General features: G+C 64.3%; 16 protein-coding genes. 6 read left to right on the forward strand and 10 right to left on the reverse strand.

Features of this window, described 5'->3' with window-relative positions; all coding sequences use genetic code 11:
* The first annotated feature begins 48 nt into the window (after positions 1-48).
* From yidC to yihA, 3 genes are read left to right on the forward strand one after another with little or no spacing between them, the layout of a single operon-like run.
* Positions 49-1,857, forward strand: coding sequence for a membrane protein insertase YidC (gene yidC, locus P0645_RS12670; protein ID WP_284164957.1), 1,809 nt, complete (start codon positions 49-51; stop codon positions 1,855-1,857).
* Positions 1,854-2,609 (forward strand): MOSC domain-containing protein, encoded by a 756-nt coding sequence (locus P0645_RS12675; RefSeq protein WP_284164958.1) that lies wholly within the window; start codon positions 1,854-1,856, stop codon positions 2,607-2,609. Before yidC ends, P0645_RS12675 begins: the two co-directional genes overlap by 4 nt.
* On the forward strand, positions 2,606-3,256 hold the full coding sequence (gene yihA / locus P0645_RS12680; protein ID WP_284164959.1) for a ribosome biogenesis GTP-binding protein YihA/YsxC: 651 nt from the start codon (positions 2,606-2,608) through the stop codon (positions 3,254-3,256). Before P0645_RS12675 ends, yihA begins: the two co-directional genes overlap by 4 nt.
* A 78-nt stretch (positions 3,257-3,334) precedes the next feature.
* Here yihA and P0645_RS12685 read toward each other — a convergent pair whose 3' ends face one another.
* Positions 3,335-4,069 (reverse strand): SDR family NAD(P)-dependent oxidoreductase, encoded by a 735-nt coding sequence (locus tag P0645_RS12685; protein WP_284164960.1) that lies wholly within the window; start codon positions 4,067-4,069, stop codon positions 3,335-3,337.
* A 126-nt stretch (positions 4,070-4,195) separates the two neighbouring features.
* Here P0645_RS12685 and argB point away from each other — a divergent pair, with 126 nt between their 5' ends.
* From argB to P0645_RS12700, 3 genes are read left to right on the forward strand one after another with little or no spacing between them, the layout of a single operon-like run.
* Positions 4,196-5,074, forward strand: coding sequence for an acetylglutamate kinase (argB, locus tag P0645_RS12690; protein WP_284165105.1), 879 nt, complete (start codon positions 4,196-4,198; stop codon positions 5,072-5,074).
* The gene (locus tag P0645_RS12695) at positions 5,071-5,724 is read left to right on the forward strand and encodes a ferredoxin (RefSeq protein ID WP_284164961.1); all 654 of its coding nucleotides are present in this window, start codon (positions 5,071-5,073) and stop codon (positions 5,722-5,724) included. The genes argB and P0645_RS12695 overlap by 4 nt, the downstream gene beginning before the upstream one ends.
* Positions 5,721-6,239, forward strand: coding sequence for a SixA phosphatase family protein (locus P0645_RS12700; protein ID WP_284164962.1), 519 nt, complete (start codon positions 5,721-5,723; stop codon positions 6,237-6,239). Before P0645_RS12695 ends, P0645_RS12700 begins: the two co-directional genes overlap by 4 nt.
* 121 nt (positions 6,240-6,360) lie before the next feature.
* Here the strand turns inward: P0645_RS12700 and P0645_RS12705 are convergent, their stop codons facing one another.
* From P0645_RS12705 to P0645_RS12745, 9 genes are all read right to left on the reverse strand, one after another.
* Positions 6,361-7,149 (reverse strand): amino acid ABC transporter ATP-binding protein, encoded by a 789-nt coding sequence (locus P0645_RS12705; protein ID WP_284164963.1) that lies wholly within the window; start codon positions 7,147-7,149, stop codon positions 6,361-6,363.
* An 11-nt stretch (positions 7,150-7,160) separates the two neighbouring features.
* Entirely contained in the window at positions 7,161-8,654 is a 1,494-nt protein-coding gene (locus P0645_RS12710) for an amino acid ABC transporter permease (RefSeq protein ID WP_284164964.1), read from the reverse strand.
* Between the two features lies 1 nt (position 8,655).
* Positions 8,656-9,933: an amino acid ABC transporter permease gene (locus P0645_RS12715; RefSeq protein WP_284164965.1), complete on the reverse strand. Its 1,278-nt coding sequence runs from the start codon at positions 9,931-9,933 to the stop codon at positions 8,656-8,658.
* A 130-nt stretch (positions 9,934-10,063) separates the two neighbouring features.
* Positions 10,064-11,080, reverse strand: a complete 1,017-nt coding sequence (locus P0645_RS12720) for an amino acid ABC transporter substrate-binding protein (RefSeq protein WP_284164966.1) — start codon at positions 11,078-11,080, stop codon at positions 10,064-10,066.
* Between the two features lie 218 nt (positions 11,081-11,298).
* Entirely contained in the window at positions 11,299-12,006 is a 708-nt protein-coding gene (locus P0645_RS12725; protein WP_284164967.1) for an ATP12 family chaperone protein, read from the reverse strand.
* Positions 12,003-12,668 (reverse strand): HAD-IA family hydrolase, encoded by a 666-nt coding sequence (locus tag P0645_RS12730; RefSeq protein ID WP_284164968.1) that lies wholly within the window; start codon positions 12,666-12,668, stop codon positions 12,003-12,005. Before P0645_RS12730 ends, P0645_RS12725 begins: the two co-directional genes overlap by 4 nt.
* Positions 12,665-13,717 (reverse strand): RluA family pseudouridine synthase, encoded by a 1,053-nt coding sequence (locus P0645_RS12735; RefSeq protein WP_284164969.1) that lies wholly within the window; start codon positions 13,715-13,717, stop codon positions 12,665-12,667. Before P0645_RS12735 ends, P0645_RS12730 begins: the two co-directional genes overlap by 4 nt.
* On the reverse strand, positions 13,714-14,091 hold the full coding sequence (gene crcB, locus P0645_RS12740; RefSeq protein WP_284164970.1) for a fluoride efflux transporter CrcB: 378 nt from the start codon (positions 14,089-14,091) through the stop codon (positions 13,714-13,716). The genes P0645_RS12735 and crcB overlap by 4 nt, the downstream gene beginning before the upstream one ends.
* Positions 14,092-14,214: 123 nt before the next feature.
* Entirely contained in the window at positions 14,215-15,525 is a 1,311-nt protein-coding gene (locus P0645_RS12745; RefSeq protein ID WP_284164971.1) for a replication-associated recombination protein A, read from the reverse strand.
* Between the last annotated feature and the right edge of the window lie 7 nt (positions 15,526-15,532).

Raw genomic sequence — 15,532 nt, forward strand, 5'->3', positions numbered from 1 at the left:
CTTCTGTTGAACCGGCCTGATCTTGGTTTCGACGGGTGGTAGGTCCTGATGGACGATCAGAACAAGAATCTCATTCTGGCGACGGTGCTCTCCTTTCTGGTGATCCTCGTCTGGTACACGGTCTTCGCCCCGCCGCCGGGCGCCGACCTGACCGCACCGCCCCCCGCCGCGAGCCAGCAGGCGACCCCCGACCAGCCCGCCGCGCCGGCCGAGACGGCGCCTGCCGCTGCGACCGGCCAGATCGACCCCAAGACCGCGCCCCGCGTCGCCATCGACACGCCGCGCCTTCTGGGCACCATCTCGCTTGCCGGTGGCCGGATCGACGACCTGTCGCTGAAGGATTATCGTGAAACGCTCGATGCGGATTCGCCCATCGTCAGGCTGTTGAGCTACCCCGGCGCTGAAAACATCGTCGATGCCGAAAGCTACTATGCGACCTGGGGCTGGCAGGGCGCCGAAGGCAGCGGGCAGGTCGCTCTGCCCGGCGATGCGACGATCTGGACCCTCGAGAAGGGCACTACACTGACGCCCGACACGCCGGTGACGCTGGCCTGGGACAATGGCGCGGGCCTCGTTTTCCGCCGCGAGATCGCCATCGACGCCGACTACATGTTCTCTGTCACTCAATCTGTTGAGAACAATACCGGCGCCGCCGTTCGGCTCGCGCCCTATGGCCTTGTCCTGCGAGAGGGCGCGCCGAAGACCCCCACGACCTATGTCCTGCACCAAGGCTCGATCGGCATGGCCGACGGCCAGTTGCATGACCTGACCTTCAAGAAGATGACCAAGCTCGATGCCGACCCGGTCGCCGGGCAGGCCGAGATCGTCGATGTGGCATCCGGTGGCTGGATCGGGCTTACCGACAAATACTGGATGACGACGATCATCCCCGAACCGGGCCAACCTTTCCGGCTTCTGGCGAAATATGCGGCGAACAGGGACGATTACATCACCTCCGCCCAGCTTCCGGTGATCGAGATCGCCCCGGGCGCGACCGGCACGTCAGCGACCCGGCTTTTCGCGGGCGCCAAGGAATGGGAGACGATCCGCACCTATGAGAAGAACCTGAACATCGCGGGTTTCATCGATTCGATCGACTGGGGCTGGTTCTTCTTCCTGACGAAGCCGATGTTCTGGCTTCTGCATCACCTGCATGGCCTCATTGGCAACATGGGCTTTGCGATCATCGCCCTGACCTTCGTCATCAAGACCCTCGTCTTCCCGCTGGCGCGAAAATCCTACATCTCGATGGCCAAGATGAAGGAACTTCAGCCAGAGATGGAGAAGCTGAAGGCCGAGGCCGGTGAAGACCGCCAGAAGATGCAGCAGGGCATGATGGCGCTCTACAAGAAGGAAAAGGTCAATCCTGCCTCGGGCTGCCTGCCGATCCTGATCCAGATCCCGATCTTCTATTCGCTCTACAAGGTGATCTATGTGACGCTTGAACTGCGGCATGCGCCGTTCGTCGGCTGGCTGCGCGACCTGTCGGCACCCGATCCCTCGTCGATCCTCAATCTCTTCGGCCTCCTGCCCTGGGCGACGCCCGAACCTGGCAGCCTCTTCTTCCTCTTCTCGCTCGGCGTTCTGCCGATCCTTCTCGGGATCTCGATGTGGTTCCAGCAGAAGCTGAACCCCGCGCCGACCGATCCGACCCAGGCCACCGTCTTCGCCTGGATGCCCTGGATCTTCATGTTCATGCTCGGCTCCTTCGCCTCGGGCCTCGTGCTTTACTGGATCACCAACAACGCGATCACCTTCATCCAGCAGTACACGATCATGGCCATGCACGGGAAACGGCCGGATATATTCGGCAACATCCGCGCGGGCTTCAGGCGGAACGGCGCGGCGGAGAAATGACCGCGACAGTCGCCGCCCTGCAGCGCCACCCGCTGAAATCGCACGGACGCGAGACGCTCGCGTCCGTTGCGCTGTCAGCCGGGAAAGGTTTGCCCTGGGACCGCCATTGGGCGGTGGCGCATGAGGCGGCGAAGATCGCCGAGGGAGAATGGGCGCCCTGCCAGAATTTCTCGCGCGGATCGAAAGCGCCGAAGCTGATGGCGATCGAGGCACGATTTGACGAGACGACCGGGGCGTTGACCCTGACCCACCCTGAACGCCCGACGATCCGCTTCAGGCCGGATGTCGCGGACGAGGCCGCGCGTTTCGTCGACTGGGTGATGCCGATCTCGCCCGCCGACCGCGCGCTTCCCGCCCGGCTCTATTCGGTCGCGGGGCGCGGCATGACCGATACCGACTATCCTTCGGTTTCCATCATCTCGCTCGCCTCGAACCGGGCGCTCGGCGCGGCGATGGGCACCGAGCTGTCGCCGAAGCGCTGGCGTGCCAATATCTGGATTGAAGGGCTGGAGCCCTTCGGCGAGCCCGATCTCGTCGGTCGTCGTCTGCGGGCAGGCGACGTGTTGCTCGATGTTGTCGAACCGATCGAACGCTGCCTTGCGACCACGGCCAACCCAGATACCGGCATCCGCGACGCCGATACGCTCGGCGCGCTGCGCGCGCGCTTCGGCCATCAGAACTTCGGCCTCTATGCGAGGGTGGTTCAGGGCGGCACGATCCGGGCGGGCGATCAGATTGCGGTGCTGCCATGATTCAGCCCTTTCCCTTCACTCCGGAACCGGACGCAGAGGCCCGCGAGCGCGGCCGCCTTCTCTTGACCGGCCAGATCGAGTTCCTGAAGGGCGCCGTCGACATGAGCCACCTGCCGCCCGCCGACCGGGTGGAGATATGTTTCGCCGGCCGTTCGAACGTCGGAAAATCCAGCCTGATCAACGCCCTGACCGGCCGTCGCAACCTCGCGCGCGCATCGAACACGCCAGGCCGGACGCAGGAAATCAACTATTTCACCGCGGGCGAGAGCCATTACCTCGTCGACCTGCCCGGCTACGGCTTTGCCGAGGCGCCGAAGCCAATCGTGGAAAAATGGCAGCGGCTTCTGAAGGCCTATCTCGCCGGGCGCCCGACCTTGAGGCGCGTCTTCGTGCTGATCGACTGCCGCCATGGCATCAAATCGGTCGACGAAGAAATCCTGACGCTTCTCGACCGCTCCGCCGTAACCTTCCAGACGGTGCTGACCAAGGCCGACAAGGTCAAGGCCTCGGACCGCGACGCGATCTTTGCTCAGGTGCGCGCGGCGCTGCAGAAGCATCCTGCCGCCTTTCCCGAGATCATCCTGACCTCTTCGGAGAAGGGCGAGGGGATCGAGACGCTGCGCGCGGTCATCGCCGACCTCGGTTGACGCAGAAGAATTTTCGCGAAAATTCTTCTGCCCCGGCGACGCCCCCCGCTGAAAATCCTTCACGAAGGATTTTCAGCCTCAGACGTGTTGTCCGCCGTTCACCTCGATTTCCGTCCCGGTGACGTAGGAAGAGGCCTCGGAGCAGAGAAACCAGATGACGTCGGCCACTTCCGACGGCTGGCCGAGGCGGCGAAGCGGCAAGCCCTCCACGATCTTCTCGGTGCCGGGCGAGAGGATCGAGGTCTCTATCTCTCCCGGCGCGATGGCATTGACCCGCACGCCGAGGGGCCCGAAATCATGCGCCATCTCGCGCGTCAGAGCCTTCAGGGCCGCCTTCGACGTCGCATAGGCCGCACCGGCGAACGGATGAACATGGCTGCCGGCGATAGACGTGACATTGACGACCGCCCCCTTGGTCGCGGACAGTTCATCCCGTAGCCCACGCGCGAGCACGATGGGCGCGAAGAAATTCACGTGAAAGACCTTGCCCCAGTCGCGCAGGTCGGTATCGATCGAGTTCAATCGGCTGCCACACGGCCCTTTCGGAGAGATGCCCGCATTGTTGACGAGCGCATCCAGCCGACCCATCAGCTTGGCCCGGATCACCTGAAGTGCTGCCATCGTGGCAGTCGGATCGGCAAGGTCGATCTGGATATGGTTCTCCTCGCCGCCGGGCCAGGGGCAGCGCGGATCGAACGGCTGGCGCGAGCAGGTCAGAACCCGCCAGCCCTCGCGTCCAAAGCGCTTGACCGTCGCATGTCCGATCCCGCGCGACGCGCCGGTCAAAAGAAGCGTCTTCTGCCCATCGCTCATGGTCACCTTCCTTTTCCGCGCCACCCTAGGCGAAATTCGGCCAATCGCAAGGCGACCCTTGGCAGGGGGGCACAGGGCAGCTAACACAACGGCAACCCCGCGAGGACAAAGATGAGAAAGCAGACGATGGACCGGGACTGGATCGCCACCGCAAGAACCTTGTCCGAAGCACTGCCCTATCTGCAGCGTTTCTCGGGCGCGGTCGTCGTGGTGAAGTTCGGCGGCAATGCGATGGGCGATGACGCGGCGATGGCGGAATTCGCCCGCGATGTCGTCCTCATGCGGCAGGTGGGCGTCAATCCGGTCGTCGTCCATGGCGGCGGGCCGATGATCAACGAGATGCTGACGAAACTCGGGATCAAGTCGGAATTCGTGCGCGGCAAGAGAGTGACGGATCGCGCGACCGTCCAGGTGGTCGAGATGATCCTCTCGGGCCTCGTCAACAAGCGCATCGTGCAGGCGATCATGGATGCGGGCGGGCGGGCGGTCGGTATCTCGGGCAAGGATGACGATCTGATGGTCTGCGTCGCCGACGACCCGGAACTGGGCTTCGTCGGCCGCCCCGTCGAGATGAACGTGCAGGTGATCCGCGATCTTTACAGCGCAGGGATCATCCCGGTGATTGCCCCTGTCGCCACCGGCATGGCCGACAACGAGACGTTCAACGTGAACGGCGACACGGCAGCAGGCGCCATCGCCGGGGCACTGCAGGCCGATCGCCTGCTTCTCCTGACCGACGTGGCGGGGGTGAAGAATGCGGCCGGAGAGGTGATGACCCAGATCACACCCGAGGAAGTGCGCCAGATGACCAGGGATGGCGTGATCGCCGGTGGGATGATCCCCAAGACTGAAACCGCTCTGATGGCGCTGGACGAGGGCGTGCGCGCGGTGACGATCATGGATGGCCGCACCCCGAACGCCTGCCTCCTCGAACTCTTCACCGACCATGGCGCGGGCAGCCAGATCCGCTCGACCGAGCCGCGGGTCAAGCCGCGGGTCCGGTGACCCCGCTTCACGACATCACCGCCCGGGCGGCGCCTCATCGGCTGGGCCTCTTCGGCGCGCTCCGCCTGACGGCGGAAGACGGGCTGTCGCCCGAATGGCGATCACTCGTTCTCCTCGGGCCGGAGGAGCCGGGTTTCTGGGCTCATGTGACGGCAGAGCCGGAATGGTCCGACGGCAAGGACGATCCGATCGACCGCTGGTCGGCGCGTGTCATCGGCGAGATCGCCGATGCCCTCGGCGCCCTGGCCGTCTATCCCTTCGGCGGGCCGCCCCACCGTCCCTTCTTCAACTGGGCGCTCCGCTCCGGTCGCGCCTTCGCCTCGCCGGTGACCCTGCTCGTCCACGACCGCGCGGGGCTTTTCGTCTCCTACCGGGGGGCGCTTGCGCTCGCCCAGGACATCGATCTGCCGCCGCCCGCCGCCAACCCCTGCGAAACCTGCGCCGACAAGCCCTGCCTGACAGCCTGCCCGGCCGGTGCGCTCGGCGCGACGGGCTATGACGTCCCTGCCTGCCACGATTTTCTCGACCTGCCAGAGGGACAAGATTGCCTCAGTCGCGGCTGCGCTGTTCGTCGCGCTTGCCCCCTCTCGAAAGCCTATGGCAGGGTGGAGGAACAATCCGCCTATCACATGAGGCTCTTTCACAAATGATCCCAGCCGGACACCGCCGCCTGATCCTGACGCGCCACGCCAAGTCCGCCTGGGACGATCCGATGATGGAGGATCACGACCGCCCCCTGAACCGCAGGGGCCGCCGCTCGGCGCTGGAACTCGGCGACTGGCTGCATTCGCGCGGCTACGAGCCCGACCAGGTCCTCTGCTCGACCGCCACGCGCACGCGCGAAACCTGGGCGGTCGCCGCCGCGGCTCCGCTGGAAGTGACGCCACGGGTCGATTTCCTCGATGCGCTCTACCACGCCTCGCCCGATGTGATGCTCGCTGCCCTGGGGCGCGCGACTGGCGAAACGGTGATGATGATCGGCCACAACCCGGGCATCGGCGAACTTGCCCGCCGCCTTGCCGCCCGCGCCCCGACCCATCCCGATTTCGGCCGCTACCCGACGGCCGCGACCACGGTCTATGATTTCCAGATCGAAGGCTGGCAGGGGCTGAAGTTCGGCGCAGGCTCGGTTCTCGACTTCTTCATCCCGTCCGGGCGGGACTGACCGCCTCGTCTTCCGTTCCGAAATATCCTCGGGGGGAAACGCGCGACAGCGCGTAGGGGGGCAGACAGCCCCCCTTCCCTTTTTCGCGATGAGCGCACGCAGTGCGACGAAGAGCGACCCGTCAGTGGCCGAGAATCTGGCTGAGGAACAGTTTCGTCCGGTCCGACTGCGGATTGTTGAAAAACTCCTTCGGCTCGTTCTGTTCGACGATCTGACCCTGGTCCATGAAGATCACGCGGTTGGCCACCGCCTGGGCAAAACCCATCTCGTGGGTCACGCACAGCATCGTCATGCCTTCCTCGGCAAGCTCGATCATCGTGTCGAGCACTTCCTTGATCATCTCGGGGTCCAGAGCCGAGGTCGGCTCGTCGAAAAGCATGATCCGCGGCTTCATGCACAGCGAGCGGGCGATCGCCACGCGCTGCTGCTGACCGCCCGAGAGCTGGCCGGGATATTTGTGGGCCTGTTCGGGGATCTTCACCTTCGACAGGTAGTGCATCGCCACTTCCTCGGCCTCGCGCTTGGGTGTCTTGCGGACCCAGATCGGCGCAAGCGTGCAGTTCTCGAGGATTGTCAGATGCGGGAAGAGGTTGAAGTGCTGGAACACCATCCCGACCTCCGACCTCACTTTGTCGATGTTCTTGAGGTCCGAGGTCAGTTCCGTGCCGTCCACCACGATCTTCCCGGACTGATGCTCTTCCAACCGGTTGATGCAGCGGATGAGTGTCGACTTGCCCGACCCCGAGGGTCCGCAGATGACGATCCGTTCGCCCCGGTTCACCGTCATGTTAATGTCACGGAGCACATGGAAGGCCCCGTACCATTTGTTCATGCTGGTGATCTGGATCGCGACCTCGTCCGAAATCTGCATGTGGCTGCGGTCGATCTGGCGGGTGATTGCTTCCGACATTGGGATGCTCCTTAACGGTGGTCGCGCTTCAGCTTGCGCTCGAGATACATCGAATAGCGCGACATGCTGAAACAGACGGCAAAGAAGATGAGGCCGACGAAGAGGTAGGGTTCCCAGTAGATGCCCTTCCAGTTGATGTCGGCCCGGACGATCTTGGTGATGCCCTGCAGCGGGTCAGCAAGGCCGACGAGCGCCACAAGCGTGGTGTCCTTGAAGAGCCCGATGAAGGACGAGACGATCCCGGGGATCGATATCTTCAGGGCCTGCGGCATGATGATCAGCCGCTGTGCCTGCCAGTAATCGAGCCCGAGTGCGTCGGCCGCCTCGTACTGACCGCGCGGCAGGGCCGCGAGGCCGCCCCGGATCACCTCGGCGATATAGGCGGCCGAGAAGAGGGTGACGAGGATGATGACGCGCAGGATCAGGTCGAAGTTCGTCTGCGGCGGCAGGAAGTACTGCAGGAGCAGCGAGGCGACGAAAAGCATGGTGATCAAGGGCACGCCCCGGACGAATTCGATGAACCCGACGGAAAGGGTCTTGATCAGGAACATGTCCGATCGCCGACCGAGCGCCAGCAGGATGCCGATCGGCAAGGACGCCGAAATCGCAGCAACACCAATGACGAAGGCCAGTAGGAAGCCGCCGAACTGATCCGACCGCTCGTAGAGAAGGCCGAGAGGGATGGCATTGTTCAGCTTGTCCGTTACCGCCGACTGAACCCAGATCCACCAGACAGCCGCAGTGACAAGTCCGGCACCGCCAGCCACAACCACGCCAACCTGCCGCTGAAGCCCGTACCAGACCAGCGCGAGGATCACGAAGCCCACAAGCGTACCAATGGGCGCCCAGACCGACCCTCCCCAGAGCAGATAGAAACCGATGAGCGGATAGAGGATCGAGAACCAGACAAGCTTTTGCGGCCGCAACTTCGCGACAACGCCCAGCAAAGCGAAGATGACGACCGCGATCACAAGGACCATGGGATTGTCGCTGAGGATCGCGTCCGACGGCGGATTGGCCTTGGCCACGAAATGCCGCACGCCCAGAAGCGCACCCAGCGTTAGAAGGCCGGAGGCGCCTACGATGCGCAGGTTGTTCCCGCTTTGGCCGAAATAGAGGATCGGCCCGAGCGCACAGAAAAGAAGCCCGAAGGCAAGGACCGGCCGCCAGTAGAGATCAAGCGGATAGAAGCCGAAGATGAACTGCTGCCAGCGCTCGCCGATTACCGCCCAGCAAGCCGCATGGCTGTCGGGACCGAGCGTCTCGGCGATGATCTGGCGGCATTCGCCCAGCGAACTGGCCGACCAGACGCCGTTCCAGGCCCATGGCACGACCGTCCTCAACACAAGATAGGCGAAGGCCAGGCCCAGGAGGGTCAGGAGCGAGTTCAGGGGCGTGGAGAACAGGTTCTCACGAAGCCACTTCACTGCGCCGCTTTGCGAGATCGGCGGCTCTTGCGGGCCGAGCATCTCCGTGCGAACGAAAGTAGGTGTCGGGGTCGCCATCTTAACGTTCCTTCAACTTCACGGACGCGTTGAACGCGTTCATGAGGGACGAGATGATGAGGCTGAGGATCAGATAGATCGCCATCATCAGCATCATGCACTCAAGTTCCCGGCCGGTCTGGTTCAGCGTGATGCCGCCCAGCGTGCCCTTGAGGTCGAGATAGCTGATCGCCATCCCCAGCGTCGTGTTCTTGGTCAGGTTCAGATACTGGCTGATCAGCGGCGGGATGATGACCCTGAGAGCCTGCGGCAGGACCACCAGTCGCATGGTCCGGCCCGGCCGGATACCGAGTGCATAGGCCGCCTCGGTCTGACCTTTGGAGATCGCCAGAATGCCGGCGCGCACCGCCTCGGCGATGAAGGCCCCGGTATAGAGCGAGAGGGCGATCAGAAGCGCCGTGAAGGAATGCGCGATGGACAGGCCGCCGCGGAAGTTGAAACCCTTGAGTTCGGGATATTCCAGATGGAACCCGCGCCATGCAAGGAAGGCCGCCACGGGCAGAACGACGACCAGAAGGTTCTGCCACCAGACGACGGGCCGCTCGCCGGTTTCCTCCTGGGTCTTGCGGGCTCGCTGGCTGTTGCGCCGTGCGACATAGAAGGAGGCAGCGAGCAAGAGAAGCGACACGACAACCGCATAATTGATCGGCACACCGGCCATATCCGCGCCACCCAGCGGTCGTTCGAGCAGCGGCCAGGGAATGTCTGAGCCACGGTTGGTGATCGCCACCGACTCGTTCAGAAGCATGCTGGCGGCGGGCGCTTGCCCGCTCGCGATCATTTCGTCGGTCACCCGGAAAGCATTCGGGGGCGGCGTGACCTCTGACAGGATCGTGAACGAGAGGATGATCCACAGCAGGAGGGGAACGTTGCGGAACGTCTCGACATAGACCGTCATGATTCGGCTGACGATCCAGTTGTTCGAAAGCCGGAGAACACCAGCGAAGACACCGAGGATCGTCGCAAAGATGCAGCCGAAGAAGGCCACGACCAGCGTATTGAGAAGCCCGACCACAGCTGCCCGCGAATGCGTGCTGTCGTTTGTGTAGGGAATGAGCTGCTGGCCGATGTCATAGCCCGCGCGGTTCCACAGGAAGCTGAAGTTGATGTCCTTGTCCTTGGCGGCAAGGTTCTTGATCGTATTGTCAGCCAACCAGCCGACGAACAGAAGCGCGAGGATCAGCACGATCACCTGGATGGTGATCGAACGATACCGCGTGTCATAGATAAGCATGCTGAGCCGAAAGTTTTCTTTCGGCGCGTCGGCGACATAGGCCATTGGCTCCCCCCTGCGATCGACCGCGCGCCCGTGAATGGGCGTCATATGGGGTCTAGCGCCCCGGCGATCGTCGCGTTGCTACTGGTAGAAAAAGAGCGCGCCGATAGGGCGCGCTCTCGAAGTCAGGCGATCAGCGGAAGGGCGGCGAGTACTGCAGCCCGCCGTTGGTCCACAGTTCGTTCAGGCCGCGGGCCAGACCGATCGGGGTGGATTCGCCAATGTTGGCGGCGAAGATTTCGCCATAGTTGCCGTTGGCCATGATGGCGCGCTTGAACGCATCCTTGTCGAGGCCGGTCATGGCGCCCATGTCGCCTTCGACGCCGAGCAGGCGGCGCACTTCCGGGTCGGTCGAGGAAGATGCCATCTCTTCGGCATTGGCCTTGGTGACGCCCTTTTCTTCGGCCGTCAGCAGCGCGTTGAGCGTCCAGCGAACGACATCACCCCACTGGTTGTCGCCATGACGGACGACCGGGCCGAGCGGCTCTTTCGAGATGATCTCGGGCAGGATGATGTGGCTGTCCGGATCGGGCAGCGTCGCGCGGGTCGCCGCAAGGCCCGAGGCGTCGGTGGTGAAGGCGTCGCAGGCGCCCGCCATGTACTGGCGCTGCGCTTCGGCGTCATCAGCAACCGTGACCGGGGTGTAGCTGATGTTGTTCGACTTGAAGAAGTCGGCGAGGTTCAGTTCGGTGGTGGTGCCGGTCTGGATGCAGACCGTGGCGCCGTCGAGCTCCTTGGCCGACAGGATGCCGAGATCCTTCTTCACCATGAAGCCCTGACCGTCATAGTAGTTCACGCCGACGAAATCGAGCTTGAGGTCGGTGTCGCGCGAATAGGTCCAGGTCGAGTTGCGGACGAGAAGGTCCACCTCGCCCGAGGCGAGCGCGGTGAAGCGGGTCTCGCCGGTGGTCGGAACGAACTTCACCTTCGACGGGTCGCCCAGAACGGCGGCGCCGATCGCACGGCAGAGATCGACATCGAAGCCGGTCCAGTTGTTGTTTGCATCCGGCGCACCGAAGCCCGTCAGGCCGGTGTTCGAACCGCAGATCAGCTCGCCCCGGGCCTTCACGTCATCAAGCGTGCCGGCCGAGGCAAAACCGGCCATAAGGGCCGACGCTGCCAGCGTTCCGAGAAATACGGATTTTTTCATGAGTACCTCTTCCTGAGTTGCCGCCCGGGCCACGAGCGGTCTGTTATCGCCAGTTGTCCTGGCAAGTTCGTTGGGGCTCCCCAGCGGGGGCAGTTTCGACAGATGGGCGTGCTGCGTCAAGGTTACATTCCGCCATTTTGCCGGTCGAAGTGCATTTCTTGGCGGTCAGAAAGAAAACGAAATCGTCGGCGGCTTGCCTCGACAGAATATTTCATCGCCTAGCAACAGAGTTCCCAGAAATGTCGCGCCCGCAGAAAATCTGTCCGCTTCTTCTCCGCTATGACGGACGCTTCTTCATCTTCGCCCCATTGTTGCGCCTGCCAGTCCTCATCGAATCGCGACATTTGCCAGAGATTGGCGACATCGAAATCGTCGGTCGTCGCCGCCAGCCCGAGGATCAATGAGCCGCTCAGCGACACCAGATCGTGCAGCGCCGTCAGCTGAAACGACGTCATTTCATGCACTTTTTGCGAGAGTTTCTGCAGCGCGCCGCCCGGCTGTGGAACCGGCACGACGCCAATAGTCGTCACCAGCCGCGCATCAAGCGCCCCCGCCGCCCAGTCGAGCATCGGGTCCCAGACCTGCGCCTGCGCGCGGCGGAGCGCTTCGGGTGCCTCGGCGCGATAGCACAGAAGGTCGGAGGCACCATAGGCCGCGATCATCGCCGCCACCTCGTCGAACTGATGCGCTACCTTGTCGATTGCCGCATTGGCGGCGCGCGTCACAGGCATGAGACCGGGATCGACCGTTTCCTCAACCGCCCGCCATTCGGCTGCGACCGCCTCGGCCATCGCGTTGGTGGGCAGGCGAAGTGCGGCCTTCGCCGGTGTCTTCAACACCCGCCCATCGGCGCTTACCTCAAACCCGCCGTCCACCGCCACAACCGTGACGTCCTTCCAGAACCGCTTTGCCTTCCAGCCGCTCATGCCCGTTCCCAAGTCTCCTCAAGCGCCGCCGCCAGCGCCCCGAATGTGTCGACCAGCCGGTCGGCGGCCGCAAGTGCCGTCAGCGGATGGTAGCCCCAGGTGACGCCGATGGTGGTCACGCGCGCCGCGCGCCCCATTTCCATGTCAAAGCTCGTGTCGCCGATCATCACGGCATCTGCCGTGGCAACCCCGGTCTCGGCAAGGGCCGCCAGAACCATCGAAGGGTGGGGCTTCGAGGGATGATCGTCAGCCACCTGAACACTGTCGAACATACCTTCGAGCCCATGCGCCGAAAGGACATGCCGCAGGCCGCGCCGTGACTTGCCGGTCGCGACGGCAAGCCGGACATGCGGGTCGGCCGCAAGCCGCCGCAAGAGCGGGGCAGCGCCTTCGAAAAGCGGCGAATGCGTCCGCTCGCGCAGCTGGCCGAAGGATCCCTTGTAGGCTTCAACGATCCGTCCCTGCACATCGTCAGGGCAATGCGGCACGAGCCGCCGGACCGCTTCGGGCAGCGAAAGGCCCACGATGCCCAGCACCCGATCGCGTGGCGGCAGCGGTTGATCCACAGATGCGAAACCGGTGGCCATCGCGGCGAGAATATGATCCTGACTGTCGACGAGCGTGCCGTCGACATCGAAGATGACGAGCCGCGGTGCGCTCATTCCGTATCCCGGAACGGGTCGGCGGGCACATCCTGCTCGACCCAGCCAAGCGTCTTCCACGTCCGCGTCATATGGTCGGGCAAAGGCGCCGTCAGGGTGATGCGTTTGCCGGTGATCGGATGGTCGAAGGCGATCGAGCGGGCATGGAGATGCAGCTTGCGGCTGATGTCGCCACCGAGTTGCGCCCCCCAGCCGTCGCCCAGGTTTTCCTGCCCCGACCCGCCATATTTGCCGTCGCCAACGATCGGATGGCCAAGTTCGGCCATATGGGCGCGCAGTTGGTGGGTGCGCCCGGTGATCGGCACCATTGCCACCCACGAAGCGCGCGTGCCAAGCGCGTCAAGGACGGCATAATCGGTGGTGGCACGCTTCGCGCCCTCGGTCTGATCGACCTTCGAAGGGTGGATGGCGACCATCTTCTCGCCCTCGCCCGCGCCGCCGCGCCCCGGCGCCTTTACCAGCCCGAAGCGGATCGTGCCCATCTTCGGGTTCGGCACGCCTGCGACCGCCGCCCAGTATATCTTGCGGGTGGTCCGCTGGCGAAACGCTTCCGACAAAGCCCGCGCGATCCGGTCGGCGCGGGCCAGAAGCAAGATGCCCGAAGTGTCCTTGTCCAGCCGGTGGACAAGCTTCGGCCGGTCCTTGTAGCCGAACATCAGCGCCGCCGTCAGCCCGTCGACATGGCGGTTGCCCTGCCCCGACCCGCCCTGCGAGGGCAGGCCCGGCGGCTTGTTTAGCGCGATGATATGCTCGTCCTTCCACAGGACGGCCGCCTGGATCATCCGCGCGTCGGCCTCGGGCACGCCGGGGGTCAGCGCGGGCCTTGGTGCTTCGGGGTCGGCCTTCGGCATCGGCGGCACGCGGATCTCCGCCCCCGGGCCGACGCGGGTCGAAGCCTTGGCACGCGCGCCATCGACCCGGACCTGACCGGTGCGGCACCATTTCTCGACCTGGCCTTGCGTGACCTCGGGCAGGCGCTTCTTCAGCCAGCGGTCAAGGCGGCTTTCGCCGTCGGCCTCGGCCACCGTCATCATCCTGACCCCGCTCATGCCAACACCCCCCGCGCCACGCTCATGCCTACAAAGAGCGCGGCGAGCGACAGAGCAACCGATGCGCCGACGTAGAACGTCGCGCCAGTCGTATCCCCGCCTTGCCAGAGACTGACCGCGTCGAGCGAAAAGGCCGAGAAGGTGGTGAACCCGCCGAGGAGGCCGGTCATCAGTAAAGGCGCCAGGCGCGTGAGGTCACGGTGCCCGAACCAGATCACCAGCACCCCCATGAGAAACGAGCCCGCCACATTGACGAATAGCGTGGCCCAGGGAAAACCCGTGCCGATCAGCCGCAGGGCGGCAACGCCGGTGAGATACCGGGCCGAGGCGCCGAGGGCGCCGCCGAGAGCCACCTGGAGAAGGGTTGCAAACATGCGCCTTCCTCCTCGCTTGTGCGCGCGATGTCAACAGAGGCTCCAAGGGCTCCTCGTCGCCATCGGCGCTCGTCGCAGCCCCGACGAGAAGCCGAAGGCGCACGAGGAGGCCGGGCCTGGAGGTCAGGTCTGGCGCTTGTCCCTGAGTTTCGCGAACCACTCGACCCGCTTCTTCAGATCGCGCTCGAACCCCCGCTCGACCGGCTGATAGAGGACCGGCCGCCGCATCGTTTCGGGAAAATAGTTCTGCCCCGAAAACCCGTCCTCGGCATCGTGGTCGTAGGCATAGCCCGCACCGTAGCCTTCGTCCTTCATCAGCCGGGTGGGCGCATTCAGGATATGTTTCGGCGGCGGCTCCGACCCGGTCCGCCGCGCCTCGGCGCGGGCAGCCTTGTAGGCCGTGTAGGCAGCGTTCGACTTGGGTGCCAGCGCCAGATAGATCACGGCCTGCGCCAAGGCCAGTTCGCCTTCGGGCGACCCCAGCCGCTCATAGACCTCCCAGGCGTGCAGACAGATCGTCTGGGCCTGCGGATCGGCGAGGCCGATATCCTCGACCGACATGCGGGTGATGCGGCGGGCAAGAAAGCGCGGGTCCTCGCCCCCTTCCAGCATCCGTGAGAGCCAGTAGAGCGCCGCATCCGGGTCCGAGCCGCGCACCGATTTGTGCAGCGCCGAGATCAGGTTGTAATGCTCGTCCCCCGACTTGTCGTACTTGGCGGCGCGGCGCATCAGCCGCTGCGACAGCTGATCGCGGTCCAGGGGGCCGTCCACTTTCCAGGCAGCGACCTGCTCGACGAGATTGAGAAGCGCCCGCCCGTCACCATCGGCCATTTCCAAGAGCGCCTCGCGCGCCTCGGGGCGAAGCGGCAGGGCGCGGTTCAGTTCCTTTTCCGCCCGTTGTGCCAGCCGCTCCAGTTCTGCAAGCGACAGGCGCGCAAGGACGATCACCTGCGCACGGCTCAGAACGGCTGCGTTCAGCTCGAACGACGGATTCTCGGTCGTGGCGCCGACGAGGAGGATGGTGCCATCCTCCATGTGCGGCAGGAAACTGTCCTGCTGGGCCTTGTTGAAGCGGTGGATTTCATCGACGAAGAGAAGCGTCCCCCTGCCCTGCCGGGCGCGCAGCTTGGCCGCGTCGAAGACCTTTCGCAGTTCCGGCACACCTGAAAAGATCGCACTGATCTGCACGAATTCCCGGTCCGTCGCATCGGCCAAAAGACGCGCGATGGTGGTTTTGCCCACCCCGGGCGGCCCCCAGAAGATGACCGAAGACAGGCTTCCCGCCGCCAGCATCGCGCCAAGCGGGCCTTCGGGCCCGAGAACCTTTTCCTGCCCGATGACCTCGGAAAGCGAACGCGGTCTGATCCGGTCAGCCAACGGCCGCGCGGGCGCGGGCGCGCCATCCTTGCCTGCGATGTCGAACAGATCGGCCATAGGCCGA

It is taken from the genome of Frigidibacter sp. SD6-1 (genome assembly GCF_030143255.1).
GTDB lineage: Bacteria > Pseudomonadota > Alphaproteobacteria > Rhodobacterales > Rhodobacteraceae > TMP-24.